20 protein-coding genes are annotated in these 23,978 nt (G+C 61.9%); 7 read left to right on the top strand and 13 right to left on the bottom strand.

Annotation, left to right across the window (positions count from 1 at the left end):
- Positions 1-171 precede the first annotated feature (171 nt).
- The 7 genes from ACZ3GY_RS07755 to chvE all read right to left on the bottom strand — a co-directional run bounded on the left by ACZ3GY_RS07755 (position 172) and on the right by chvE (position 8,506).
- Positions 172-1,059 carry an SMP-30/gluconolactonase/LRE family protein gene (locus tag ACZ3GY_RS07755; protein WP_465909562.1) on the bottom strand — a complete coding sequence of 296 codons (888 nt, stop codon included), beginning with the start codon at positions 1,057-1,059 and terminating at the stop codon, positions 172-174.
- A 2-nt stretch (positions 1,060-1,061) separates the two neighbouring features.
- Positions 1,062-1,991, bottom strand: coding sequence for a 2-dehydro-3-deoxygalactonokinase (locus tag ACZ3GY_RS07760; protein ID WP_465909563.1), 930 nt, complete (start codon positions 1,989-1,991; stop codon positions 1,062-1,064).
- Between the two features lie 20 nt (positions 1,992-2,011).
- On the bottom strand, positions 2,012-3,757 hold the full coding sequence (araD, locus tag ACZ3GY_RS07765; RefSeq protein WP_042553734.1) for an L-arabinonate dehydratase: 1,746 nt from the start codon (positions 3,755-3,757) through the stop codon (positions 2,012-2,014).
- Positions 3,754-4,536 carry an SDR family NAD(P)-dependent oxidoreductase gene (locus tag ACZ3GY_RS07770; protein WP_465909565.1) on the bottom strand — a complete coding sequence of 261 codons (783 nt, stop codon included), beginning with the start codon at positions 4,534-4,536 and terminating at the stop codon, positions 3,754-3,756. The genes araD and ACZ3GY_RS07770 overlap by 4 nt, the downstream gene beginning before the upstream one ends.
- A gap of 73 nt (positions 4,537-4,609) precedes the next feature.
- The gene (gene mmsB / locus ACZ3GY_RS07775) at positions 4,610-5,797 is read right to left on the bottom strand and encodes a multiple monosaccharide ABC transporter permease (RefSeq protein WP_465909566.1); all 1,188 of its coding nucleotides are present in this window, start codon (positions 5,795-5,797) and stop codon (positions 4,610-4,612) included.
- A 14-nt stretch (positions 5,798-5,811) separates the two neighbouring features.
- Positions 5,812-7,338 (bottom strand): multiple monosaccharide ABC transporter ATP-binding protein, encoded by a 1,527-nt coding sequence (mmsA, locus tag ACZ3GY_RS07780; protein ID WP_225832649.1) that lies wholly within the window; start codon positions 7,336-7,338, stop codon positions 5,812-5,814.
- A gap of 103 nt (positions 7,339-7,441) precedes the next feature.
- On the bottom strand, positions 7,442-8,506 hold the full coding sequence (gene chvE, locus ACZ3GY_RS07785; RefSeq protein WP_463564755.1) for a multiple monosaccharide ABC transporter substrate-binding protein: 1,065 nt from the start codon (positions 8,504-8,506) through the stop codon (positions 7,442-7,444).
- Positions 8,507-8,745: 239 nt separating this feature from the next.
- Here chvE and ACZ3GY_RS07790 point away from each other — a divergent pair, with 239 nt between their 5' ends.
- Positions 8,746-9,678: a LysR family transcriptional regulator gene (locus ACZ3GY_RS07790; RefSeq protein WP_463564754.1), complete on the top strand. Its 933-nt coding sequence runs from the start codon at positions 8,746-8,748 to the stop codon at positions 9,676-9,678.
- 54 nt (positions 9,679-9,732) lie between these two features.
- Here ACZ3GY_RS07790 and tpx read toward each other — a convergent pair whose 3' ends face one another.
- The 3 genes from tpx to ACZ3GY_RS07805 all read right to left on the bottom strand — a co-directional run bounded on the left by tpx (position 9,733) and on the right by ACZ3GY_RS07805 (position 15,702).
- A complete protein-coding gene (gene tpx, locus ACZ3GY_RS07795) occupies positions 9,733-10,233 on the bottom strand; it encodes a thiol peroxidase (protein WP_463564753.1) in 501 nt (166 codons plus the stop codon).
- Between the two features lie 67 nt (positions 10,234-10,300).
- Positions 10,301-13,972 carry a translocation/assembly module TamB domain-containing protein gene (locus tag ACZ3GY_RS07800; RefSeq protein ID WP_465909568.1) on the bottom strand — a complete coding sequence of 1,224 codons (3,672 nt, stop codon included), beginning with the start codon at positions 13,970-13,972 and terminating at the stop codon, positions 10,301-10,303.
- Positions 13,969-15,702 carry an autotransporter assembly complex protein TamA gene (locus tag ACZ3GY_RS07805; protein WP_463564752.1) on the bottom strand — a complete coding sequence of 578 codons (1,734 nt, stop codon included), beginning with the start codon at positions 15,700-15,702 and terminating at the stop codon, positions 13,969-13,971. The genes ACZ3GY_RS07800 and ACZ3GY_RS07805 overlap by 4 nt, the downstream gene beginning before the upstream one ends.
- A gap of 147 nt (positions 15,703-15,849) precedes the next feature.
- On the opposite strand from ACZ3GY_RS07805, the gene xthA reads away from it, so the two are divergent.
- The 4 genes from xthA (at position 15,850) to ACZ3GY_RS07825 (ending at position 19,455) form a co-directional block, all read left to right on the top strand.
- Entirely contained in the window at positions 15,850-16,662 is an 813-nt protein-coding gene (gene xthA / locus ACZ3GY_RS07810; protein ID WP_465909569.1) for an exodeoxyribonuclease III, read from the top strand.
- A 78-nt stretch (positions 16,663-16,740) separates the two neighbouring features.
- Positions 16,741-18,117 carry a substrate-binding domain-containing protein gene (locus ACZ3GY_RS07815; protein WP_465909570.1) on the top strand — a complete coding sequence of 459 codons (1,377 nt, stop codon included), beginning with the start codon at positions 16,741-16,743 and terminating at the stop codon, positions 18,115-18,117.
- A 154-nt stretch (positions 18,118-18,271) separates the two neighbouring features.
- Positions 18,272-19,264: a TerC family protein gene (locus ACZ3GY_RS07820; RefSeq protein WP_463564749.1), complete on the top strand. Its 993-nt coding sequence runs from the start codon at positions 18,272-18,274 to the stop codon at positions 19,262-19,264.
- On the top strand, positions 19,261-19,455 hold the full coding sequence (locus ACZ3GY_RS07825; RefSeq protein WP_465909571.1) for a hypothetical protein: 195 nt from the start codon (positions 19,261-19,263) through the stop codon (positions 19,453-19,455). Before ACZ3GY_RS07820 ends, ACZ3GY_RS07825 begins: the two co-directional genes overlap by 4 nt.
- A gap of 7 nt (positions 19,456-19,462) precedes the next feature.
- On the opposite strand, the gene ACZ3GY_RS07830 is transcribed toward ACZ3GY_RS07825, so the two are convergent.
- Complete coding sequence (locus ACZ3GY_RS07830; RefSeq protein ID WP_465909572.1) at positions 19,463-20,668, bottom strand: acyl-CoA dehydrogenase; 1,206 nt, start codon at positions 20,666-20,668, stop codon at positions 19,463-19,465.
- 141 nt (positions 20,669-20,809) lie between these two features.
- Here ACZ3GY_RS07830 and ACZ3GY_RS07835 point away from each other — a divergent pair, with 141 nt between their 5' ends.
- A complete protein-coding gene (locus ACZ3GY_RS07835) occupies positions 20,810-21,754 on the top strand; it encodes a LysR family transcriptional regulator (RefSeq protein ID WP_465909573.1) in 945 nt (314 codons plus the stop codon).
- An 11-nt stretch (positions 21,755-21,765) separates the two neighbouring features.
- Here the strand turns inward: ACZ3GY_RS07835 and ACZ3GY_RS07840 are convergent, their stop codons facing one another.
- Entirely contained in the window at positions 21,766-22,158 is a 393-nt protein-coding gene (locus tag ACZ3GY_RS07840) for a hypothetical protein (RefSeq protein ID WP_463564745.1), read from the bottom strand.
- 193 nt (positions 22,159-22,351) lie between these two features.
- Between ACZ3GY_RS07840 and ACZ3GY_RS07845 the strand changes: the two genes are divergently transcribed.
- Positions 22,352-22,666 (top strand): transcriptional regulator, encoded by a 315-nt coding sequence (locus ACZ3GY_RS07845; RefSeq protein WP_463564744.1) that lies wholly within the window; start codon positions 22,352-22,354, stop codon positions 22,664-22,666.
- Between the two features lie 291 nt (positions 22,667-22,957).
- Here ACZ3GY_RS07845 and ACZ3GY_RS07850 read toward each other — a convergent pair whose 3' ends face one another.
- On the bottom strand, positions 22,958-23,938 hold the full coding sequence (locus ACZ3GY_RS07850; RefSeq protein ID WP_463564743.1) for an OmpA family protein: 981 nt from the start codon (positions 23,936-23,938) through the stop codon (positions 22,958-22,960).
- Positions 23,939-23,978: the final 40 nt, after the last annotated feature.

Genomic DNA, 23,978 nt, shown 5'->3' on the forward strand with positions numbered 1-23,978 from the left:
GAACGATAAGCACTGTAAGGCCCGAAGCAAAGCCTCTTTACGGGCTATTTACCTCCAGAGGTGGCCTGGGAAGAATAAATGCGCAGAAAACCGCACCCGCCAGCGGCTGGACGAGCGCATGGGTGTTGTTTCCGATGTATTGCCTGGTATTGCTCAGCACATTTGCCGGCGCTACAAGATGACCCGGTGCTCGGCCTGCCCCTGGGCCGCCACCTCGACGGCAAATAATTTGCCCGCCTGTGGCTCGGCAGCCAGCGCCTCGTCGTCGAGGCCATCGCGCGCGGAGGTCGCGAACAGCGTCGACAAGTCTGGCCCGCCAAACGCCGGACAGGATATCTGCGAAGCAGGAAAGGCGACCGCCTGCAGAAAACGTCCATCAGCGTCATAGCAGGCAACGCGTGAAGCGCCCCATTGCGCGTTCCACAAGCGCCCCTGGCTGTCGATTACCGCGCCATCCGGGTTGACGCCCGCCACCCGACCATCGATAAACGACTGCGCATCGCCCTGTGGCCAGCCGTGCTGTTCGTCTAGCGGCTGGCGCCAGATCTGCTGGCGAGCGGTATCGGCGAAATAGGCATGCCGGCGATCCGGAGAAAAACAGATGGCATTGCTGATACTGATGTCCGCAAACAGGCGGCGCAGCTCGCCACGGTAGTAACGGTAGATCGCACCGGCGTGCTTTTCGCCATTGAGGCCCATGGTGCCGATCCAGAAGCCGCCCCAAGGATCGGCGCGGCCATCGTTGGAACGGGTCAGCGGATTGTCCGCCTCAAGGGCGCAGACCGTCTGCCGCGCGCCGCTGAGCAGATCGAAGGTCAGCAGCGCCGTCTCGCTGGCGACCAGCAGAACATGGTCATCGACCCAACCTGCAGCCGATATCCGCTCATCGAACGCCCACTCCAGCGCCTGATCACCCTGCTGGCTGAGCAACCGCCGGCCGAGAATATCGAACCAGAACAGCTGCTCGCGCTGCGGGTGCCACAACGGCCCTTCCCCCAGCGTGCAGCGGCGTGCGTCGGCGATACGTGCGTCGGTGCTGCCATTCGGGGTTGCGGCCATGCCTAGGCTCCTCGTTGAATGTGCTCATGGGCGGCGGTCAGGCCAGCCAGGGTGACTCGCTCGGCGCTCACAGTCAGCGCCGTCACCCCCAGCGTGTCGAGGGCATGGCGATAACGCTCGGCCGATTCACCGTCACCGATTACACAGACCGGCTGGCCTCGCCAGCGTTCATCCAGCGCAGCCAGCTCCCCACCGATCAGCAGCCCGGACAGCCGCGAACGTGCGGCAACCGCCCCCAGCCCATCCAGCAACCCCTCGGCACGCAGGCCGAACAAGGCGCCGACCAGGCGCTGCGCCTGCCCTGCCCCCGCCTGCAAGCCGGCATCGAATGCCTGCTGGTTCAGTTGCCCCGCATCCCCCTGCATGCCATGGCGCAGCACCGATTGCTGACTCAGCAAGGCGAACAACTCGCCGGTCATGAACGTCTGGAAGGCGGTTACCTGGCCGTCGCGCACCTCAACCCACTTGCTGTGGGTGCCTGGCAGACAGACGACGCCGCTGTAATCGGCATGCTCGGCGAGCAGGCCGGCGACCTGGGTTTCTTCGCCACGCAGTACATCAGCAGGCGCACGCTGGCACAGCCCTGGGATGATCGAGACGCGCAAACGCGCATCCTTCACCTCGGGCCTGATCATCCGCTCTACCGCCTGGGGTGCACAGGGCACCTCGGTATACGGCGCTTCGCACCAGCCCTGGCGGGCACCGACCATGCCGCAGGCGACCACGTCGATGACCCGCCCATGATCCAGCCAGGGCTCGATCAGCTCCAGCAGCGCGCCTTCGAACTGATCGGGCGTCAGCGTGCTCATGCCGCGCGCCGAAGACGCGCGCTGGAGAATCTCCCCGCTGTCCGACAGCGCCCATGCGCGCACCTGGGTCGTGCCCCAGTCGACGGCTATCCAGCCCACCGCAGCTCGGCTGTTGTCTGTCATCGCTGATTTCCTCGCAGGTCTCAGTGGCTGTCCTTGGGAATGCCGGCACCGCGGCAGCCCTTGAGGAAATCGAAGTCCGCTCCGCTATCGGCGCCCTCGACGTGGTCGTGGAACAGCTTGATGTAGCCGCTGGTCGGCGGCTCGACGGTCGGCTGCCATTCGGCCAGGCGCTGACGCAACTCGGCCTCGGGAATGTCCAGGTGAATGCGCCTGGCTTCCACATCGAGCTCGATCATGTCGCCATCGCGCACCACCGCCAAAGGCCCACCGGCCGCGGCCTCCGGTGTGGTGTGCAGAACCACGGTGCCGTAGGCGGTGCCGGACATCCGCGCGTCGGAGATACGCACCATGTCGGTGATGCCCTTGCGCAGCACCTTCGGCGGCAGGCCCATGTTGCCCACCTCGGCCATGCCCGGATAACCGCGCGGGCCACAGTTCTTCAGCACCATCACGCAGTGTTCGTCGATATCCAGGCTCTCGTCGTTGATCTTCGCCTTGTAGTCGTCGATGTCCTCGAAGACCACGGCGCGGCCACGGTGTTGCATCAAATGCGGCGACGCGGCCGAGGGTTTGAGCACTGCGCCGCGAGGTGCCAGGTTGCCCCGCAGCACGGCGATCCCGCCCTTGGCAGTGAGCGCCTTGTCCACCGGGCGGATGACGTCCTCGTTCCAGTTGCGAACGCCCTTGACCTCTTCCCAGATGGTTTCGCCGGACACGGTCAGTGCGCTCTTGTGCAGCTTGCCGCCCTCGCCGAGCATGCGGATCACCACCGGCAGGCCACCGGCGTAGAAGAACTCTTCCATCAGGTATTTGCCCGAGGGCATCAGGTTGACGATGGTGGGAATGTCCTGACCGAGACGGTCCCAGTCATCCAGCGTCAGGTCGACGCCGACGCGACCGGCGATGGCCAGCAGGTGGATCACCGCATTGGTCGAACCGCCGATGCTGCCGTTGACCCGGATGGCGTTCTCGAAGGCGTGGCGGGTCATGATGTCGGACGGTTTCAGGTCGTCCTTGACCATCTGCACGATGCGCCGCCCGGTCAGGTGCGCGACCACCCGGCGACGGCTGTCCACAGCCGGAATCGCCGCATTGCCGGATAACGCCATGCCCAGCGCTTCCGCCATGCTGGCCATGGTGCTGGCGGTGCCCATGGTGTTGCAGGATCCCGGCGAACGGGACATCGACTGCTCGGCTTCGAGAAAATCCTCGCGGCTCATCTTGCCGGCCTTGATGTCTTCCGACATCTGCCACAGCGCGGTGCCCGAGCCGACTCGCTCGCCACGGAACCAGCCGTTGAGCATCGGCCCGCCGGACACCACGATGGCCGGAATGTCGACGCTCGCCGCGCCCATCAGCAGCGCCGGGGTGGTCTTGTCGCAACCGGCCAGCAGCACCACCCCGTCCAGCGGGTTAGCACGCAGCGCTTCCTCCACGTCCATCGCCGCCATGTTGCGGTACATCATCGCGGTCGGACGCAGCGAGCTTTCCCCGGCGGAGAACACCGGGAACTCCAGCGGCAGACCACCGGCTTCGTAGATGCCGTGCTTGACCCGTTCGGCAAGATCGCGCAGGTGCGCGTTGCAGGGTGTCAGTTGCGACCAGGTGTTGCAGATGCCGATCACCGGTCGACCATCGAACAGATCCGCCGGCAGCCCCTGATTCTTCATCCAGCTACGGTGGTAGATGTGATCCCGCGAGTTGCCGCCGAACCATTCGGTGGAACGCAGTTTGCGTGGCCATACCGCCGGTTTGAAGGTGCTCATACCCAGCCTCCGTCGACAATGAAATTCTGCGCCGTGCACATTTCCGCGGCGTCCGAAGCCAGGAACAACGCCATGTCGGCGATATGTTCGGGCAGCAGTTGGCCGGGCATGCACTGGTTCTGGCGAATCTGCTCCTTGGCCGATTCGTCGACCCACATGGCCAGTTGCTTCTCGGTCATCACCCAGCCGGGCACCAGGGTGTTGACGCGGATACGATCCTTGCCCAGATCCCGCGCCAGGCCCCGTGTCAGGCCGTGGGTGGCGGCCTTGCTGGCCGCATACACTGGGTAGCCGGCCGACGCCATCATCCAGCCCACCGAGCCGAAGTTGATGATCGAGCCGCCACCGGCCTGGCGCATCATCGGCACCACCGCCTGGGTGGCGAAGGTGGCGTGGCGCAGGTTGACCGCGATCAGATCGTCGAAGCGCTCAACACTAATCGAATCCAGCGCGTGGCGAACGTCGTTGGCGGCGTTGTTGAGCAAGGCGGTGATCGGCCCGAACTGTTCGGCAATCTTGTGGATGGCCGCCTGGTAGGCCTTGATGTCGGTGATGTCACAGCGCAGGAAGCGCACCTGATGCCCCGCCTCGCTCAACTGGCTGGCCAGGGCCTGGCCGTGTTTGTCGTCGATATCGACGAACGCGGTGCGCGCGCCCTGACGGGCGAAGGCTTCCACCAATGCCCGGCCAATGCCGGTGGCACCACCGGAAATCAGCACGGTACGCTCGGCCAAGTCGGCGTACACCGCCTTGCCTGGGGTCAGATTCTGGCTATTCATGGCCTGTTACCTCGTGTTCGTCCCGTCTCGCGCAGACAAAGCCCGGCGCGAGACGGGAGCAGATGGCTCCGCCTCAGCGGGATTTGTTCTTGTTGACCACGTCGAAGATCACCGCAGCCAGCAGCACCAGGCCCTTGATCACCTGCTGCCACTCGATGCCGATCCCAAGGATCGACATACCGTTGTTCATCACCCCCATGATCAGGGCGCCGATCACCGCACCGATGATCTTGCCCACACCACCGGACATCGATGCACCACCGATGAACACCGCGGCGATCACGTCGAGTTCGAAGGACACCCCGGCCTTGGGCGTGGCGGTGTTCAGGCGTGCAGCGAAGATCAGCCCCGCCAGGGCGGCGAGCATGCCCATATTGACGAAGGCGAAGAAGGTCAGCCGCTCGGTGTTGATGCCCGACAGCTTGGCGGCCTTGACGTTGCCGCCGATGGCGTAGATGCGCCGGCCCAGAGTGGTACGGTTGGTCAGGAAGGTGTAAGCACTGATCAGCATCGCCATGATGATCAGTACGTTCGGCAGCCCGCGGTAGGTGGCCAGCAGGTAGGCGATGTAGACGATGGCTCCGGCGATCAGGCCGTTCTTGATGACGAAGAACAGCGCCGGTTCGTCGACGATGCCGTAGCGCTTGGCGCGCCGCCGGGCACGCACGGCCAGGTAGATGATCAGCACGGCAGCCAGCACGCCCAGCACGATGGCGGTGATGTTCGGCCGCGTATCACTGAAGATGTCCGGAATGAAGCCGTTGCTCATCAACTGGAAGCTGCTCGAGAACGGGCCGATCGACTGGCCATCCAGTACGGCCAGGGTCAGGCCACGGAACACCAGCATGCCGGCCAGGGTGACGATGAACGAAGGGATCTGCCAATAGGCGATCCAGTAACCTTGGGCAGCGCCGATCAGACAGCCCATCAACAGGCACACCGGCACCACCACCGAGGTCGGCCAGCCCCACTGCACCATCATCACCGCCGCTGCGGCGCCGACGAAGCCGACTACAGAGCCCACTGACAGGTCGATGTGCCCGGAGACGATCACCAGCAGCATGCCCAGGGCCATGATGATGATGTAGCTGTTCTGCAGGAACAGATTGGTCAGGTTCACCGGACGCATCAGCGTGCCGTCGGTGAGCACCTCGAAGAGCGCCATGATGACCACCAGGGTCATCAGCATGCCGTAGTCACGCACATGGTTCTTTAGGTGGGCCAGCAACGAGGGCCGGGCCGGTTGGGTTTTCGTATCCATTGCGTTCACCTCGCTCACGCCTTGACGATCATCGACATGATCTTTTCCTGGCTCGCATCTGCGCGCGCCAGTTCGCCCAGGAAGGCGCCTTCGTTCATTACGTAGATGCGGTCGCACATGCCCAGCAGCTCGGGCATTTCCGAAGAAATGATGATCACCCCCTTGCCGTCGGCGGCGAGCTGGTTGATCAGGCTGTAAATCTCGAACTTGGCGCCGACGTCGATGCCCCGGGTCGGCTCATCGAGAATCAGCACCTCGGGTTTGGCGAACAGCCATTTGCTCAGCACCACCTTCTGCTGGTTGCCACCGGACAGGTTGAGCACCTTCTGGAACACCCCGGGCGTGCGGATGTGCAACGCCTCGCGGTACTGCTCGGCGACGCGGCGCTCCTCGTGCTCGTCGATCACGCCGTGGCTCGATACGCCCGGCAGATTGGCCAGGGTGGTGTTGCAGAGGATGCTCTCGTCGAGCACCAGCCCCAGGGACTTGCGGTCCTCGGTGACATAGGCGATGCCATTGTCCACGGCGCGGCGCACCGTGGACACGTCGATCTCCTTGCCGCGCAGGTGCACGGAGCCGGAGATGTTGCGCCCGTAGCTCCTGCCGAACACGCTCATGGCCAGCTCGGTGCGCCCTGCCCCCATCAGCCCGGCGATGCCCACCACTTCACCGGCAGCCACGCTGAGGTTGACGTTGCGGATCATCTGCCGGGATGCCGACTCCGGGTGCCAGACGTTCCAGTCGCGGATCTCCAGCAGGGTTTCGCCGATTTCGGGAATGCGCTCCGGGTAGCGGTTCTCCATGTCGCGGCCAACCATGCCGCGAATGATGGTCTCTTCGCTGACCGCCTCGGTATGGCAATCCATGCTGCTGACCGACGCGCCGTCGCGCAGCACCGTGATGCTGTCGGCGACGCGGCTGACTTCGTTGAGCTTGTGGGAAATCAGAATCGAGGAAATCCCCTGGGCGCGAAACTCCAGCAACAGATCGAGCAGCTTCTGGCTGTCGTTCTCCTGCAGGGCCGCAGTGGGCTCATCGAGGATCAGCAGTTTGACGTCCTTGGCCAGCGCCTTGGCGATCTCCACCAGTTGCTGCTTGCCGACACCGAGTTTCTCGACCGGGGTGGTGGCGATTTCGTCGAGGCCGACCTTCTTCAGCAGCACCTCGGTGCGCTGGTACACCTCTGGCCAGTCGATCACGCCGTTGCTGGCGATCTCGTTACCGAGAAACAGGTTCTCGGCAATGGACAGCAGCGGCACCAGCGCAAGCTCCTGGTGAATGATGATGATCCCTTCCCGCTCGCTGTCGCGGATACCGCCAAACGCCAGTGGCTTGCCTTCGTAGACGATCTCGCCCTCGTAGCTGCCGTGGGGATAGACGCCACTGAGCACCTTCATCAGGGTCGATTTGCCGGCGCCGTTCTCGCCGCACAGGGCATGGATCTCGCCGCGGCGCACCTTGAGATTGACGTCGTTCAGGGCTTTCACGCCCGGGAACGTCTTGGTGATGCCGCGCATTTCCAGAATGATGTCTTGCTGCATGGCTTTATCCGTCCGCAAGGCACGCGCCAGCCGCAGCGCATGCCATGCTCACTTCAGGAAAGGATTGAATGGCCGACAGCGCCTGGCTGCCGGCGGAGTCACGCTACTGGACTTGGTTCTTGGTGTAGTAACCGCTGTCGATCAACACCTTTTCCCAGTTGCTCTTGTCGACCGTGACCGGCTGCAGCAGGTAGGCCGGCACGACTTTCTTGCCGTTGTTGTAGGTCTTGGTGTCGTTGATCTGCGGCTCGCCGCCTTCAAGCAGCGCCTTGACCATGCCCACGGTCACTTCGGCGAGCTGGCGGGTGTCCTTGAAGATCGACGAATACTGCTCGTCGGCGAGGATGGACTTAACCGACGGCACTTCCGAGTCCTGGCCCGTAACGATTGGCATGGGCATGCCGCCCGAGCCATAACCAACGCCTTTGAGCGACGAGAGAACACCGATGGAGATGCCGTCATACGGCGACAGCACGCCGTCGAGGTGTTCCTTGGTGTAGTTGGCGGACAGCAGGTTGTCCATGCGTGATTGGGCGGTGGCGCCATCCCAGCGCAAGGTGCCGACCTTGCCCATGCCGGTCTGCCCGGAGAGGATTTTGATCTCACCCTTGTCGATCAGCGGTTGCAGCACCGACATGGCGCCGTCGTAGAAGAAGTAGGCGTTGTTGTCGTCTGGCGAACCGCCGAACAGTTCGACGTGGTAAGGGCCCGGGCCGCGCGCCTGCATGCCCTTGACCAGCGACTCGGCCTGCAGCACGCCGACCTTGGTGTTGTCGAAGGTGGCGTAGTAGTCCACGTACTCGCTGTCGCGGATCAGGCGGTCATAGGCGATGACCTTGATGTCCGCGGCATTGGCATTTTCCAGGGTATTGGTGAGCGTGGTGCCATCGATCGCCGCGATGACCAGGACATTGACGCCCTTGACCATCATGTTTTCGATTTGTGAGACCTGGGTGGGGATGTCGTCTTCGGCGTACTGCAGGTCGGCCTTGTAGCCGGCCTTCTCCAGTTGTTTGACCATGTTGTTGCCATCGTCGATCCAGCGGGCGGACGACTTGGTGGGCATCGCGATACCCACGTAACCCTTTTCGGCGGCCCCTGCGGAGGCGGCACTCAACAGGCTGGCGCCCATGGCCACGGCGGCCACGAGTTTACGGACAGTGTTCATCAGCTTCTCCTGGGCGACGCCTGCTGTGGGCCTGAGCACACGGGGCATCGCAGTTATTGTTGTTCGGTCAGCGAAGAGCTTTCAAAGCAGGCATGAAGATAGAAGTAGCCCGCATATCAATCAAATTCATATTCCGTTCAACGCCATACCAATACTGGTATGTAGCAGTCGACAAGCACCCCACCCCGTCGCAGAATCCGTTCAGTGCCTCCGATAACGACAATAAAGTGAGAGCTGCCATGGATATCGGGATCGCCCGACACCTGAAGATTCCCCAGTTACGGCTGATCGCCGCGATCGCCGAGCACGGCCAGCTCGGCCTGGCGGCAGACGAGTTGACCATTACCCAGCCGGCCGCCTCGCGCATGCTCGCGGACATAGAACACACCCTCGGCGCACGGCTGTTCGAGCGCAATGCCAAAGGCATGCTGCCGACGCTGATCGGCCGAGCGCTGGCGCAACGCTCGCATAACATGCTGGTAGAGCTGCGAGACCTGGCGCAGGACGTCGAGGAGCTCAAGCGCGGCGAAGGCGGCATCACCACGGTGGGCGCGGTGACCGGAGCGGCGGTGGGTTTCGTGATTCCAGCGATTCGCCAGCTCAAGGCGATCTCGCCACGGGCCGAAGTGCACGTCAACGTGGCTGCCAGTGACGTTCTGGTGCATGACCTGGCTGCCGGCAAGAACGACTTCGTGCTCGCCCGCCTGCCGCGCGGCGTCAACCCGGCGGACTTCGAGATATTCCCGGCGCGTACCGAGACCCTGAAACTGATGGTTCGCCAGGATCATCCGCTGGCCAACGTCGATCAGGTGACGTTGCGCGACCTGTCACCTTACGAATGGGTGATGCAGAGCCACCGGGCACCGATCCGTGAAGCGATGGAGACGGCCTTTCTAAGCGCTGGCGCGCCGCTGCCCACCAACATCACCAACACCACGTCATTGCTGGCGATGATTGCCATTCTGGTCTCGTCCTCGGCCATCGCCCCGCTGGCCAGCGAGGTTCCTGACTTGCTGCTGGGCGATCAGGTCGGCGCCAAGCTGAAGGTTCTGCCACTCAACGTGACCATCGAGATGTCGCCGTACTACCTGCTGCTGGTCAAGGGCAGGCAGCTATCGCCGGTCGCCAACCGCCTGCGCAGGCTGGTCGCTGCAGGCTTGAACAAGCAATGAGCCACTGAAACGAAAACGGCCTGCAAAGCAGGCCGTTTTCGCGTGACGAGAAACTTACTTCAAGACGGCCAGAGCGGCATCGTAGTCAGGCTCGCTGCCGATCTCGGCAACCAGCTCGCTGTGCAGCACCTTGTCGTTTTCATCCAGCACCACCACGGCGCGGGCAGCCACACCGGCCAGCGGGCCAGAGCTCAGGGCCACACCGTAGTCCTTGAGGAACTCGGCGCCGCGCATGGTCGACAGGTTGATCACGTTTTCCAGGCCTTCGGCGCCGCAGAAACGCGCCTGGGCGAACGGCAGGTCGGCGGAAACGCACAGCACGGCGGTGTTGGCCAACTGGCTGGCTTCGCTGTTGAACTTGCGTACCGAAGTGGCGCAGGTCGGGGTGTCGACGCTTGGGAAAATGTTCAGCACTTTGCGCTTGCCCGCCAGGCTGCTCAGGCTGACATCAGCCAGGCCGGCGCCGACCAGATTGAAGGCAGGTGCCTGCTGACCGACTTGCGGCAGCTGGCCGTCGACCTGAACCGGGTTACCGCGCAGGGTTACTTGTGCCATGAAAATGATCCTTTTCTATGTGGGTAAAACACGCATGGGCGGCCATCCTACGTCAGGAAGGCCTTTGCTAGAAGTCACGTTTGTAGAACAGGTCCAGAGAGCTCGCAAGACCGCTCGCTGCCTCCAGATACAGGCGTCGGCTGAGCGCGTAACGTAGTGCCACGGTGTTCACCGGCTCGAACACGCCGACGCCGTAACGCAGGCTCAGCCGCTCCGATAGGTTGCCGCTGGCGACCACGCTGGTGCTGTTGCCGCTGCCTGCGGTATCCAGCTGGAAGTCCTGAATGCCCAGGCTTTGCGCGACCGAGCCGGTCACCCCGGAGCTGCCTGCCACACCAAGCGCTAGAGCCGCCTGGGCCAGCATGTTGCTGTCTTCATTGCCCGTCGATAGCGGACGCCCCAGCACCAGGTACGACAGCGCCTGCTCCTGGCTCATCGCCGGTTCGGAAAACACCTCGGTACGCGGCTGATCGGCGCTGCCAGTCAGGCGCAGGCCAGCGACCACCTCATCGACCTTGCGGATCGCCTCGATATCGAGGAACGGCTGGTCGATTGGCCCGGCGAACAACAGGCGTGCACGACGGATGGTCAGGCGCTGACCGTAGCCGCGGAAGTTGCCCTTGTTGAGGTTCAGCTCGCCGCGGGTGTCCATGTCGTCACCGATATGGACCCGCCCGACCAGCTCGGCGTTGAGGCCGAAGCCGCTGAAGGTCAGCTTGTCGCTGCCAACATCAACATCGATGTCCATGCTGATGGCCACTGCCTGTTGCTCGCGCGCCTCGGCACCGACGATGACCGCGTCGTCGGAGACCTTGACCGTCGACGGCGGCAACTCGCGCACCACGATCTTGCCACGTGGAATGGATACCTTGCCGCTGACCGAGAGTTGATCATCGGCCAGGCGCACCTGCATATCCGGCTCCACTTCCAGATTCGCATAGGGTTCGACGACCACCGGCAGGCGGCTACCCTGCACGCTCAGGTTGCCGCTCAACTGGTCGCCCCAGGCCAGCGCACCCTCAAGCGTGCCCTGCCCCTGCTCGCCACTGCGCCAGTTGCCGTTGAGCTGCAGGCTCTCGCCAGCGATCAGCGCACGGATCTGCAGATCCTCGAAACTGGTTGGCAATTCACCCCCGGAAATCTCTCCGTCGCTGAGCGCCAGTTGGCCGTTGATCAGCGGCTTAATGAGATCGCCGGACAGATTGCCGCTGCCATCCAGTCGGCCGGACAAGCGCTCCACCATCGGTACGAACGGCCGGACGATGGCCAGATCAAGGCCGCTGAGGCGGAACTGGCCGGACAGCGGCTTGTTCTGTGGCCGTGGATCGAGCTGCGCCTGCACCATGAGCTCGCCGATCTTCGGCCCACGCAGGCTCAGTTCGGTGTCGATGCGCTGAGGTTTCAGCTCGCTGCTCAGGCGCAGGCTGTCGTAGGTAAAGTCCACCCATTGCCCGTTATCACGTGCACGCCAGGTGCCGCTGCCGGCATCCACCACCACACGCCCGCTGGGGCCAGCCGCCGGTAGATCAAGGTGCACATCGGCATTGAGCTTGCCCTCCCAGGCGAAGTCATGCGGAAAGAAGGGAGCCAGGCTGTCGAGGGGGAAATCGGCAAGGCGATAGCGAATTCTCGGCTCCGGCTGCAGGCGCTGATTCTCGCCGCACAGACTGGCCTCGCCGGAGCGCAGGCAATGTGCGCCGAGGTCGATCTGACCGTTAGCCAGGCGCACCAGTGAAGCAGGCTGCTGCAGGCGCCAATCCTGCCCACCGACCTGCACCTCGGCACGACTGAGGCGGCCGCGCCAGTTGCCCTGATCGAGGGTACCGTCGAGTGCCAGGCTGGTCTGCAGCTGGGGCCCCTGCAAGCTCAGATCCATTTGCTGCTGACGTTGATTGCCACTGCCGTTGATCGTCAGATTGCCAAACTGGGTATCGCCGCTGGCAATCCCCTGGCCACGCAACTGCACCTTGGCCTGCCCATTGCCATCCAGAGTTGCGTCCAGCCCCAATTGACGCAGACGCGTGTCTTCGAATCCCAGCCCTTGGCCGTTCAGGTCGAACGTGCCTTGCGGTGCTTGCAGGCTGCCCGCCAGATCGAGGCGCCCGGAAGCCTGCCCCTGCAAACCCGGCCATAGCTGACCGAGGCGGTTGAGGGCGATACTCAGCTCACCTTGCAGACGCTGATCGAGCTGGCCGCTGCCCTCGATCCGGTTGTCGCCCAAGCGGGCGCTGAGCGCGCTCAGTTGCCAACGCTCGCCGGCGCCGGCTAGCTGGGTCTGAAGCTGTGCGGGCTGACCACGCAGGCGCCCCTGCAGGTCGAGATCGCCCGTCAGTTCCAGACGCCCGTCGCTCAACTGGCCCTTACTGCGCACCGGCCCAGCGATACGCCCGGGGAGCTCGGCAACCCAGTAGGCAGGGTCGAAATCACTGACCTGCAGTTGCGCATCCCAGCTCACCGCATCGGCGAAACCGACGGTCACCTGGCCATCGATCTTGCCCTGCCCGGCGCGTATCTGCAGTTGCGGCAGATGCACCTGCTGCAGGTCACCGCTGAGCGGCGTCTGCACGCTGAACGCGCCTGCCGGGCCATCCAGCGCTGCGGACAGGTTGCCGAGGTAGTTGCCGTCCTCGTAGGCGAGGTCGCCGGTGAGTTTCTTCAGGGTAACCGGGGGCGCTTCCTCCAACGGATACAGACGCAGCCAGGGAAAATCCTGCCAGTCGACATGGGTGTCGGCGCTGAAGCCTTGCTGCCAGTCCAGGCGCCCGTTGATAGCCAGGTACTGGTTCTCCGCTGCAGCTAGGCTCAGGGTGGCGATATCCGCACCGTTGGCGTCGACGCGGCCGCGCAGCGACAAAGCGACAGGGCCATCCTCGGCAGGCAAAGTGGCGATGCCATCGATGCCGTAACCGTCCCGCAGATTACCCGCTGCCCGCAACGTCAAGCCGTTCAATCGCAGGGTATCGGGCAGCGATGCATCGGCCTTGAAGCCGTCGGCGGTGAACGTCAGGGTTGCCGGGATGTGCTCGACCAGCGGCTGCACTTCACCGCTAAGGCGCCCGGCCAGGTAGCCGCTGCTGTCGACCGTCAGTGCCAGGTTCTGCCGCAGGTTGCCTTCGACACGCAGTGCCAGATCCCAGTCTTTGCCATCAGGCGACGGCAGTGCTGCAGTGCCCTGCAGGCTCAGCGGCCATTCGCCATTTGGCAGCAGTCGCCCCTGAAGATCGACGACCAGATCATCGCGCTGCAAGTGCAGCCGGTTGATGTTTAGACCATCGCTCGCCCAGTCGGCGGCAAGCTCCAGGCCCTGCAATTGATCGTCACCGTTGAGCTGCAGGCTGCCAATCCATACCTCGCCGACCTCAAAGGCCAGCGGCAGATCGAGTTGCGGCAGGCTAAACGGCTCCTCACTCGGCGGCGCATCGCTGGGTGCGAAGTTCAGCTCGATACGTTCGCTGCGCAGCGTATCGATACACAGCGTCATGCGCAGCAGGCAGGCTGGCGACCAGTCGAACAAGGGTTGGCGAACCAGTACCTGATCTTCACCCTGGCGCCAGAGCACCTGTTCCGCGGACCAGTGACCTCCCAGGCTTCCCTCAAATTCATCCACCTGCAGCCCGGGCACCAGGCCCAGTGTCCATCGGCTACCGGCAGAGGTCGCCAGCATCCACACCAGCAGCACGATCAACAGCGCCAGCAGGCTCGCCAGGCTCAACCCGACATACTTGAGCGCACGCCTCACAGTTCAGGCCCCATGGAAAAATGCAGCCGCACGCCGCCCTCGTCGTCCAAGGGGTGAGCCAGATCGAGGCGCAGCGGCCCTACCGGCGACACCCAGCGCATACCGATACCGACTGCGCTCTTGAGCGTCGGCATACTCAGCGAGTTGAAGGCGTTACCGGTGTCATAGAAAGTTGCCACCCGCCATTTGTCGGCCACGCTGTACTGGTACTCGGCGCTGGCGGCGAACATGTAACGCGCACCAATCTTGTCGCCCTGATTGTTCTCCGGCGACAGGCTCTGATAGTCATAACCGCGCACACTCTGGTCACCACCGGCAAAGAAGCGCAGCGAGGGTGGCACGGACGAATTGAACCCCTTGGACTCGGTACCACCAAACTGTGCCCGACCGAGGAAGCGGTGGTTCTGCCACAGCGTGGTCAGGCCCTTGGCAAGCACGTTGCCGTGGATGACATCGGAGTCGGACAGCAGGCCCTCCTTGGCCACCGAGGCATCGAACTGCAGGCGATAGCCATAATTGGGGTCGATGCGGTTATCGCTACGCAGGTAGGAATAGCTGATACCGGGCATCAGCAGGGTACTCAGCCCCGAGTCATCACCGAGACGATATTCCTCACGCTGCCACTTCAGGGAAATCACCCGCTGCCAGCCGCTATCCAGCCTGCTATGCCATTCCGGGCCAACGGTCAGCAAGCGGCTGAGGCTGTCGGTGTTGGCAATCTCTTCGTACTGATAACCGCCGGCGATTCGTAGTTTATCGGTCAACGGGGGATCGCCCGGGATGTCGTACCAAAGGCCGACGTTCTGCCGCGGCGCCGAAATTTCCAACTCCGCGCCATAACTGTGCCCTTGCGGATTGGCCCAATGGCGCTCCCAATTGGCACGGCCACGGGGGCCGACGTCAGTGGAAAAACCAAGCCCGAGGCCCATGGTGCGCGGTAGACGGGTCTGCAGGTGCACCTTGACCGGAATCACTTGCTGTTCGGCCACGTTGGGGCTGGCATCGACCCGCACCGATTCGAAATAACCGCTGGAGCGTAGCGCCTGATAGAGCTCGGCGATGCGCTCGGAATCGTAGGGTGTGTCGGCGGGGAACGGCACCATGCGCTGCAGCAGATCATCGTCGAACGGCATGTCGCCTTCGAAGGCTACACTGCCGAGAATGTAACGCGGGCCACTGTCATAGATCAGTTCGATGTCGGCCAGTCCGGCCTGGGGATCGATGCTCAGGCGCTGCTGGGTGAAACGCCCGCGGAAGAAGCCGTAGCGCGAAGCCTGGTTCTGAATGTGCCGCTTGGCGGCCTCGTAACGGCCGTGATTAAGCCGAGCGCCCTGGGTAAGCTGCGCATCCTTGGGTATCTGAAAGGCGCGCATCTGCGCAGCCGGCCCGTCGACCCGAACGATTACGCTGCCGATGCGCACCGGCTCGCCGGGAACGATACGCACGTTCAGGCGCGGTGGCGTCTGCTCGACCACGTCGGTAGTGATCTGCGCCTGGTAATAGCCCAGCGCCTGCGCGGCTTTCTCCGCCTGGCCCTCGACCACTCGACGCAAGCGCTGCAGCGCCTCGGCATCACGCTCACCGAGGCTGCCGATGTAACCCTCGACGTTGCTCTTCAAGGCATTGTTGGCAGGCTGCACACTGACCACCAGACGAGCGTCTTCGGCGAGCAGCGTCGAACTGAATAACAACAGCGCGCATCCGACGCCTAGTGTAGAAATAACTCTCATGGCCGCGATGCTATCACGCCAACCGCCACATTCCAGTGCTCGCACGAATCCAAAGCATTTCCAGGTCTTGCCCGGCCGCTGGCCGTGCGCAGCCCTGATCGGCTAGCATCGACGCTTTAACGCACTAGAATCACCAGGATCGCCGATATGAAACTCGTTTCCTTCAACATCAATGGCTTGCGGGCACGTCCGCACCAACTCGCAGCGCTGATCGAGAAGCACCAGCCGGATGTAATCGGCCTGCAGGAAACCAAGGTCAGCGACGATCAGTTTCCCGAAGCGGACATTCGCGCTCTCGGTTACCACGTCCACTACCACGGCCAGAAGGGCCACTACGGAGTGGCACTGCTGTCTCGTCAGGCACCACTGGAACTGGTCAAGGGTTTTCCGAACGACAGTGAAGAGGCCCAGCGGCGTTTCATCTACGGCACCTACGCCGATGCTCAGGGCAATCCGGTCACGGTGATGAACGGCTACTTTCCTCAGGGCGAGAGCCGCGACCATCCGACCAAGTTTCCTGCCAAGCAGCGCTTCTATGCCGACCTTCAGGAACTGCTTACCGGTCGCTTCGCGCACAACCAGCCACTGATCGTCATGGGCGATATCAATATCTCGCCGGAGGATTGCGATATCGGTATCGGCGAGGTCAACCGCAAGCGTTGGCTGAAGACCGGAAAATGCAGCTTCCTGCCAGAGGAACGCGAGTGGCTGGCGACGCTGAAAGGCTGGGGCCTGGTCGATAGTTTCCGTTCGCTGCACCCACAGGTCGACGACCGCTTCAGCTGGTTCGATTACCGCAGCCGCGGCTTCGAGGACGACCCCAAACGCGGCCTGCGCATCGATGTGATCCTCGCCTCTCAGGTGTTACAGGAACGCCTTAAGGACGCTGGTATCGACTATGACCTGAGGGGCATGGAGAAGCCTTCGGATCATGCGCCGATCTGGCTGGAACTGAGCTAACGCGCACAGTCATCTTCCGGTCATTTTTCTGTCTTATCGTCGCAGCACTTCAGCCACCCCCTGCAAGGTGTTTGCCGCATGCTGTGCCCCCCCGTCTGTGACCGAGAAACCTGGAGCCGAACCGCAACGTTTCTGTTGCTCGGCTTCGTCTGCTACCTGAGCCCCTGGACGGCATTCGCCGCCCTGCCGCTGCCCGCCGGAGACAGTCCGGCGCTGCGCATTCAGGGCTCCAACACCATTGGCGCCAGCCTGGGCCCGGCGCTGGTCAAGGGCCTGATGCAGCAACAGGGCCTGAGCAATATTCGTACGGTCACGAGCCGGGAAAACGAACAGGTGGTTTCCGCCCTCAATGCGGCCGGCCGTACGGTGAGCGTGGAAATTGCCGCTCACGGCTCAGGCACCGGCTTCAGTGCCATAGGCCAGGGCAACGCTGAACTGGCGGCCTCCTCACGACCGATCAAGGACAGCGAAGTGGCGACCCTGTCATCGCTGGGCAACATGAAAAGCCGGGACGCCGAGCAGGTCATCGCCATCGATGGGCTGGCCATCGTGCTGCATCCTGATAATCCCATCAGCACCCTCAGTACTGAGCAGCTGGCGCAGATATTCTCCGGTGAAGTGAGCGACTGGGCACAGCTGGGCGGTCGCCCAGGCAGCATCGCTCTGTACGCCCGGGACGACAACTCCGGCACCTTCGATACGTTCAAGGAGCTGGTACTGAGCGCCAACGGCAAGCAATTGTCAGCCAAGGCCAAACGCTTCGAGTCCAGCGAGCAGTTGTCCGATTCGGTCGCCGCCGATGCAAACGGCATCGGCTTCATCGGCCTGCCCTACGTGCGCAAGGCGAAAGCGGTGGCCATCGCCACCGGCGAGTCGCAGCCGATGCTACCCAGCGTGACGCTGATCGCCACCGAGGACTACCCGCTGTCGCGGCGCCTGTTCCTTTACGGGCCACCGAAGAACACCAATCCATGGGCCGAAGCCTTGCTGCAGTTCGCGCAGAGCCCGCAGGGTCAGGAGATCGTAGCTCAGAACGGCTTCATCGCGCAGACCGTGCAAGCGGTCAGCATCGAGGCCACCGCCGACATGCCTGCCGCCTATCAGACCCTGGCCCGCGAGGCCAAACGGCTGTCGGTGAACTTCCGCTTTCAGGAAGGTAGCGCCAACCTCGACAACAAGGCCCAGCAGGATCTGCGCCGGGTGCTCGACTACCTTAAGCAGCACGACAAGCTGCAGCACAAGGTGGTGCTGGTCGGTTTCGGCGATCCCAAAGCAGTCTCGGCACGCGCCGAGCTGCTGTCCAAGCTGCGAGCCATGGCGGTACGCCGCGAACTGGTGCGCGAGGGCGTGGTATTGCGTGAAGTCGCCGGATTCGGCGATGAACTGCCAGTCGCTGATAACGACGGCGATAGCGGTCGGATCAAGAATCGCCGCGTGGAAGTCTGGGTGTATTGATTTTTTCGAGGCGTGGCAAGCACTTGCTCAACCGCGTGATTCATCCTAGCCTTATGCACATGTGACGCCGGGCCCCTCTGGCGATGAGTGCTCTCATCGTGATGTCGGAGTCACTAAGTTGAATCTCAACTTAGGCATTAAACAGGGAGGGCCCATGACAGCTCTACATGCCTTTATGTCCACGCCGTTTCTCGGCACCCCGTACTATTTCTGGATGGCGTTCATCGTCATCGTCTTTGCGCTGCTGATCTTCGATCTCGGCGTCCTGCATCGTGACCAGCATGAAATCGAAATGCGCGAAAGCCTGCTGCTTTACGCTGGCTACTTCAGCGTAGGCGTCGCGTTTGGTGGTTGGGTCTGGTGGGAGCTTGGCGCGACCAAGGCGTTGGAGTTCTACACCGGCTTCCTGGTCGAACAGTCGCTATCGATGGACAACGTGTTTGTCATGGCGATGATTCTTGGTTTCTTTGGTATTCCCCGCAAATACCAGCATCGCGTGCTGTTCTGGGGAATCATCGGTGTGGTCGTATTGCGGGCGATCATGATCGGTCTAGGAACGGCCCTGGTTCAGGAGTTCGACTGGATCCTCTACGTGTTCGGTGCGTTCCTGTTGTTCACTGGCATCAAGATGCTGTTCAGCAAGGATCATGACGAGCATCCGGATCTGTCGCAGAACAAGTTCCTGATTTTCCTGCGCAAGCACATCCGAGTGACCGATGACCTACACGACGGCAAGTTTCTGGTGCGTCAGCACGACCCAGCCAGCGGCAAGATGCTGCTGTTCGCCACTCCACTACTCCTGGCGCTGGTGCTGATCGAACTGGCGGATCTGGTATTTGCCGTCGACAGCGTGCCGGCGGTGTTCGCCATCACCCAGGATCCGTTCATCGTCTACACCTCGAACATCTTCGCGATTCTCGGCCTGCGAGCGCTGTACTTCGCGCTGGCGGCACTGATGCACCGCTTCGTGTACCTCAAGTACGCACTGGCGATCGTGTTGATGTTCATCGGCTGCAAGATTTTCTTGCATGGCTTCATCAAGGTTCCCGCTTTGCTCTCGCTCGGCGTTACCATGGGCGTACTGGCCGGCGGCGTCATCCTGTCGCTGCTGAAAACCCGTGACAAGAAGCCTGCAGAGACGACGTGACCGAGCAAGACGTGCAGATCGAATGCGTAGACAAAGGTGAAGGCGTACGCTGGTGCGTACGCCTGGGCAAACGCACGCTCATGTTCGAGAATGAACTCGCTGCACGTACCTTCGCCGCGCAACTGCACATGCGTGTCCACAGTGCGAAGCTGACTCTGGTGCCGGGGCTCAACGAGCCATCTGGCACCTGAGCCAGCCTCACTTCATGTACTTGCCCAGTTCGTATTTGCCGATTGCCGCGCGATGCACCTCATCCGGGCCATCGGCGAGGCGCAGAGTACGCTGCATTGCATACCAGTAAGCCAGCGGAAAATCAGCGCTGACCCCTGCTCCACCGTGCATCTGGATGGCACGGTCGATCACCTTCAATGCCACGTTGGGCGCCACGACCTTGATCTGCGCGATCTCGCTGGCGGCCACTTTGTTGCCGACCGTATCCATCATGTAGGCCGCGTTCAGGGTCAGCAGGCGGGCCATGTTGATCTCCATCCGCGACTCGGCAATCAGGTCGATGTTGCCGCCGAGGCGCGCCAGCGGCTTGCCGAACGCACTTCGCTCGATGGCTCGCTCGCACATTAACTTGAGTGCCCGCTCGGCCATGCCGATGGAGCGCATGCAATGGTGAATACGCCCAGGACCGAGGCGCCCCTGGGCGATCTCGAAGCCGCGCCCCTCACCAAGCAGCACGTTGCCGTAGGGAACGCGGACGTTCTCGAACAGCACTTCCGCATGGCCGTGAGGAGCATCGTCATAGCCGAACACCGGCAGTGGCCGAACCACCTTCACGCCGGGCGTATCCATGGGCACAAGAATCATCGAGTGCTGCTGATGACGATGCCCCTCAGGATCGGTGAGTCCCATGAAGATCATGATCTTGCAGCGCGGATCGCAAGCACCGGAAGTCCACCATTTGCGCCCGTTGATCACCCAGTGTTCACCCTCACGCACGGCGCTGGCCTGCATGTTGGTCGCGTCAGACGAGGCAACCTCCGGTTCGGTCATGGCGAATGCGGAACGAATCTCGCCACTGAGCAGCGGATCGAGCCACTGTCGCTTCTGCTCCTCGCTGGCGTAGCGCACCAACACCTCCATGTTGCCGGTATCCGGTGCCGCACAGTTGAACGGTTCGGGCCCGATCAGCGAGCGGCCCATGATCTCAGCCAATGGCGCGTATTCAGTGTTGTTCAGCCCCGCCCCGTGCTCGGAGTCGGGCAGGAACAGGTTCCACAGGCCCTCGCCTTTGGCCTTGTCCTTGAGCTGCTCCATGATCGCCGTCGGCTGCCAGCGATCACCTTCGGCCACCTGACGCTCGAATACCGCCTCGGCCGGATAGACATGAGTCTCCATGAACGCGCTGACGCGCTCACGCAGTTGCTGAACCTTGGGGGAATAGGCGAAATCCATGGCGCACCTTCGGCTGTTTTTCGTGTGCAAACGATGCTAGTGGACGGCGCATAATTTATCGAAGCTATTTTCGGCGTGTATAAACATTCATCACCGATATAAGATCGCCCCACAAGAACAACATTGCGGAGTCGCTCAGGCATGAACCTGAACAAGGTAGATCTCAATCTCTTCGTGGTCTTCGATGCCATCTACACCGAAGCCAATCTGACCCGTGCCGGACAGATCGTCGGCATCACCCAGCCGGCGGTATCCAACGCCCTGGCGCGCCTGCGGGAAACCTTCAATGACCCGTTGTTCGTGCGCACCGCGCAGGGCATGGTGCCGACGCCGATGGCGCAAAACATCATCACCCCCGTGCGCACCGCACTGCAGCAGTTGCGTATTTCGGTACAGGAAAGCCGTACCTTCAATCCGGCCCAGGCGAACAAGACCTTCCGCATCAGCATGACCGACCTGACAGAAGCCGTGGTGTTGCCACCCGTGTTCCAGCGCCTGCGTCGCCAGGCGCCGAACGTAACCATCGAAAGCATGCTGGTACGCCGACGGGAAACCACCAAGGAGCTGGCTGCCGGGCGCCTGGACTTCGCCGTCGATGCGCCGCTGAACATCGATCCGCAGGTTCGCCATGTCAAACTGATGGAGGATCGCTACGTCTGTGCGATGCGCCACGGCCATCCGCTGGCCAAGGAAAAACTGAGCCTGGAAAAGTACCTGTCACTGACCCACATCCACATTTCCAGCCGCCGTAGCGGCCTGGGCTATGTCGACCTGGCATTGGGCAAAATGGGCATCCAGCGACGCATCGCCCTGCGCTCACAGCATTATCTGATGGCCTGCCGCGTGATGCGCGATACCGACATGGCGATCACCGTGCCGGAACGCTTCGCCCGGGATAACGATCTGTATTTCAGCGAACTGCCGGTTGCCAGCATTCCGCTATTGGAAACCCATCTCTACTGGCATGAAAGCACCGATCAGGATCCTGCCAATCGCTGGATGCGTGAGCAGATTATCGAGATATGCCAGCGCATCACTGTCGAGGAGCGCAAAGCCTCCGCAGCAGCAGCAGCGGCCGCCAGCTAGCTTGGTGGGTGTCAGCTGGAGTAATCGAGAACCGTCCAGACTCGCGTCAGCCCTTCGCCGATCACGCAGCCCGAACCACCCAGCTGATTGTTGTCATGCAGGGTCATGCGGGTGGTGACACCATCCGCAGCGTCCTGACGCTCGACCAGCCACTGCACCTTGCCGCAGTTCGGCGTATCGATCACGTAGCTGGCGGCAATCGGCGCATCGCTGCTGGCCAGCTTGATCGCATCGACTACTACACCGTGTTCTTCCACGCGCTTGCCGTCTGAAACCAGTACGGCCCAGGCCTGGTTGTCTTCGATGATCAGGTAATTGGCGTTGACCCTGGGTTGCTCAACGTGCGGCTGCACACAGCCTGTCAGCATCACCAACAGCACAATTGTCATGAGTATCTGTTGCATTGTTCGTAGCCCTCGGCATCGGCCACGGCGCTCTGCAGCGCTCGTGGATATGGGAGTCATGAAGCGTCGGAGCTCACTATTACCGAATACTGTTTATTTGTACAGTATTTTTGATTTACCCTAGCAGCCGTCACCACACTGATCGAAAACCGGGATTGCCCCGGCCGGGTCAGGCGTAAAGCGGGAGCCTACTATGCTGGACGTAATGCAACTCAAATACACGATCAACCGAATGTCGCTGGACAAGGTTCGCCCCATCGTCGAGGAGCTGCACCTGGAGGGGATCGTTACCGAAGGTAAAACTCCCTTCAACCGCCTGCACTTCAATACCTGCTTCGCCGAGATCGAAGCCCTGCTGCAACGCGCGGGCTATCACAGGCAGCTGGACGTGGTCGGGTACCAAGGCCTGGCGTATGCGATGTTCGATCCCAATCGCTGGGAGGCCGTGGATGTCTTGCGCTGGCTCAGGGATTATGTGGAAGAAGCTCAGGTTCGCCCTGCCTCATAGCGATACATGCAGGGGCCACTGCGCACAACGATAGATCACGGATAGATAGGGAATTGAGCCAAGCACCCATCCGTTACGCCTTGTAGATATGGCACGATGCTTGCTATTGCATTGAGACACTAAATCGGCGGCCTCATATTGGGAAGCTGAGTAACGGATACGGCGTCTGCCAGGTCACCTTCCCCCATCGGGTAGCCTGGTAGATGCCGTTTTTACTTGCAGCACTACGCGCTTTTCTCCAGGCAAAGAAAAACCCGGCCGAAGCCGGGTTTTTCTTACAACCTAAGCCTATTACTGGGCTTGGGCTTCTACTTCAGCTTCAACGCGACGGTTGATCGCACGACCTTCTTCGGTAGCGTTGTCAGCTACCGGACGCGACTCACCATAGCCAGCGGAGTTGACGCGATTAGCGCCTACGCCGTACTGGTTGACCAGAACGTCACGAACAGCGTTTGCACGACGCTCGGACAGTTTCTGGTTGTAGGCGTCAGTACCGACGGAGTCGGTGTGACCTTCAACGTTGGTGCTGGTTTGCGGGTACTGGTTCATGAAGTCAGCCAGGTTCTTGATGTCGCCATAGCTTTCTTCTTTAACAGCAGCCTTGTCGAAGTCGAACTTGACGTCCAACTCAACGCGAACCACTTGCGGTGCTTCTTCAACGACCGGAGCCGGAGCTGGAACTGGCTCTGGAGCCGGCTCAGTGACCTGGGCAACCTGACGGGTGCTGCCACCGAAGTTCAGACCGACACCAACGCCGGTTTGCCACTCGGTGTCACCTTTGTCGATGTTGTACAGGGCTTCAACGCCAGCACGTGCGTACAGCATCTCGGTGAAGTAGTACTTGGCACCAGCACCAGCGATAGCCAGAGTGGAAGTATCACGACCGCCTTTGTTGGCGTCGCCAATGCTCTGGTGGCCAACGCCGCCAGAAACGTACGGACGCAGGCCTACACCTGGCTGACCGAAGTGGTAGAGAGCTTTAAGATCAGTCAGGTTGCCCTTGATGTTCTTGCTGCCAGCAGCGCCTTCGCCACGCAGGTCGTGGTATTCGCCGTAGGACAGAGCCAGTTCAACGTCGTCGGTCAGGTAGTAACCAACGCTTGCGCCGAACAGGTTGCCTTCGTCATGAGCGAAGTCACGCTGTGTGTCGGTGAAATAGCGATTGGCAAAGCCTTCCACCTCGACAGCGCCTTGGCCTTGAGCCAGCACGCCCATGGAGGTTGCGGCTACCAAGGAGCCAATGACAACGCCTAAGGTGTTTTTCAGTTTCATCCGTTAAATCCCCATCTCATCTATAGAGTGATTGCTTCAC

Source organism: Pseudomonas sp. PME37.24/006, from assembly GCF_055556635.1.

What these genes read in the sequence shown, in the direction of transcription:
- ACZ3GY_RS07755 (WP_465909562.1), bottom strand. Translation starts at nt 1,059, where the DNA reads ATGGCCGCAACCCCGAATGGCAGCACCGACGCACGTATCGCCGACGCA.
- ACZ3GY_RS07760 (WP_465909563.1), bottom strand. Translation starts at nt 1,991, where the DNA reads ATGACAGACAACAGCCGAGCTGCGGTGGGCTGGATAGCCGTCGACTGG.
- araD (WP_042553734.1), bottom strand. Translation starts at nt 3,757, where the DNA reads ATGAGCACCTTCAAACCGGCGGTATGGCCACGCAAACTGCGTTCCACC.
- ACZ3GY_RS07770 (WP_465909565.1), bottom strand. Translation starts at nt 4,536, where the DNA reads ATGAATAGCCAGAATCTGACCCCAGGCAAGGCGGTGTACGCCGACTTG.
- mmsB (WP_465909566.1), bottom strand. Translation starts at nt 5,797, where the DNA reads ATGGATACGAAAACCCAACCGGCCCGGCCCTCGTTGCTGGCCCACCTA.
- mmsA (WP_225832649.1), bottom strand. Translation starts at nt 7,338, where the DNA reads ATGCAGCAAGACATCATTCTGGAAATGCGCGGCATCACCAAGACGTTC.
- chvE (WP_463564755.1), bottom strand. Translation starts at nt 8,506, where the DNA reads ATGAACACTGTCCGTAAACTCGTGGCCGCCGTGGCCATGGGCGCCAGC.
- ACZ3GY_RS07790 (WP_463564754.1), top strand. Translation starts at nt 8,746, where the DNA reads ATGGATATCGGGATCGCCCGACACCTGAAGATTCCCCAGTTACGGCTG.
- tpx (WP_463564753.1), bottom strand. Translation starts at nt 10,233, where the DNA reads ATGGCACAAGTAACCCTGCGCGGTAACCCGGTTCAGGTCGACGGCCAG.
- ACZ3GY_RS07805 (WP_463564752.1), bottom strand. Translation starts at nt 15,702, where the DNA reads ATGAGAGTTATTTCTACACTAGGCGTCGGATGCGCGCTGTTGTTATTC.
- xthA (WP_465909569.1), top strand. Translation starts at nt 15,850, where the DNA reads ATGAAACTCGTTTCCTTCAACATCAATGGCTTGCGGGCACGTCCGCAC.
- ACZ3GY_RS07815 (WP_465909570.1), top strand. Translation starts at nt 16,741, where the DNA reads ATGCTGTGCCCCCCCGTCTGTGACCGAGAAACCTGGAGCCGAACCGCA.
- ACZ3GY_RS07820 (WP_463564749.1), top strand. Translation starts at nt 18,272, where the DNA reads ATGACAGCTCTACATGCCTTTATGTCCACGCCGTTTCTCGGCACCCCG.
- ACZ3GY_RS07830 (WP_465909572.1), bottom strand. Translation starts at nt 20,668, where the DNA reads ATGGATTTCGCCTATTCCCCCAAGGTTCAGCAACTGCGTGAGCGCGTC.
- ACZ3GY_RS07835 (WP_465909573.1), top strand. Translation starts at nt 20,810, where the DNA reads ATGAACCTGAACAAGGTAGATCTCAATCTCTTCGTGGTCTTCGATGCC.
- ACZ3GY_RS07840 (WP_463564745.1), bottom strand. Translation starts at nt 22,158, where the DNA reads ATGCAACAGATACTCATGACAATTGTGCTGTTGGTGATGCTGACAGGC.
- ACZ3GY_RS07845 (WP_463564744.1), top strand. Translation starts at nt 22,352, where the DNA reads ATGCTGGACGTAATGCAACTCAAATACACGATCAACCGAATGTCGCTG.
- ACZ3GY_RS07850 (WP_463564743.1), bottom strand. Translation starts at nt 23,938, where the DNA reads ATGAAACTGAAAAACACCTTAGGCGTTGTCATTGGCTCCTTGGTAGCC.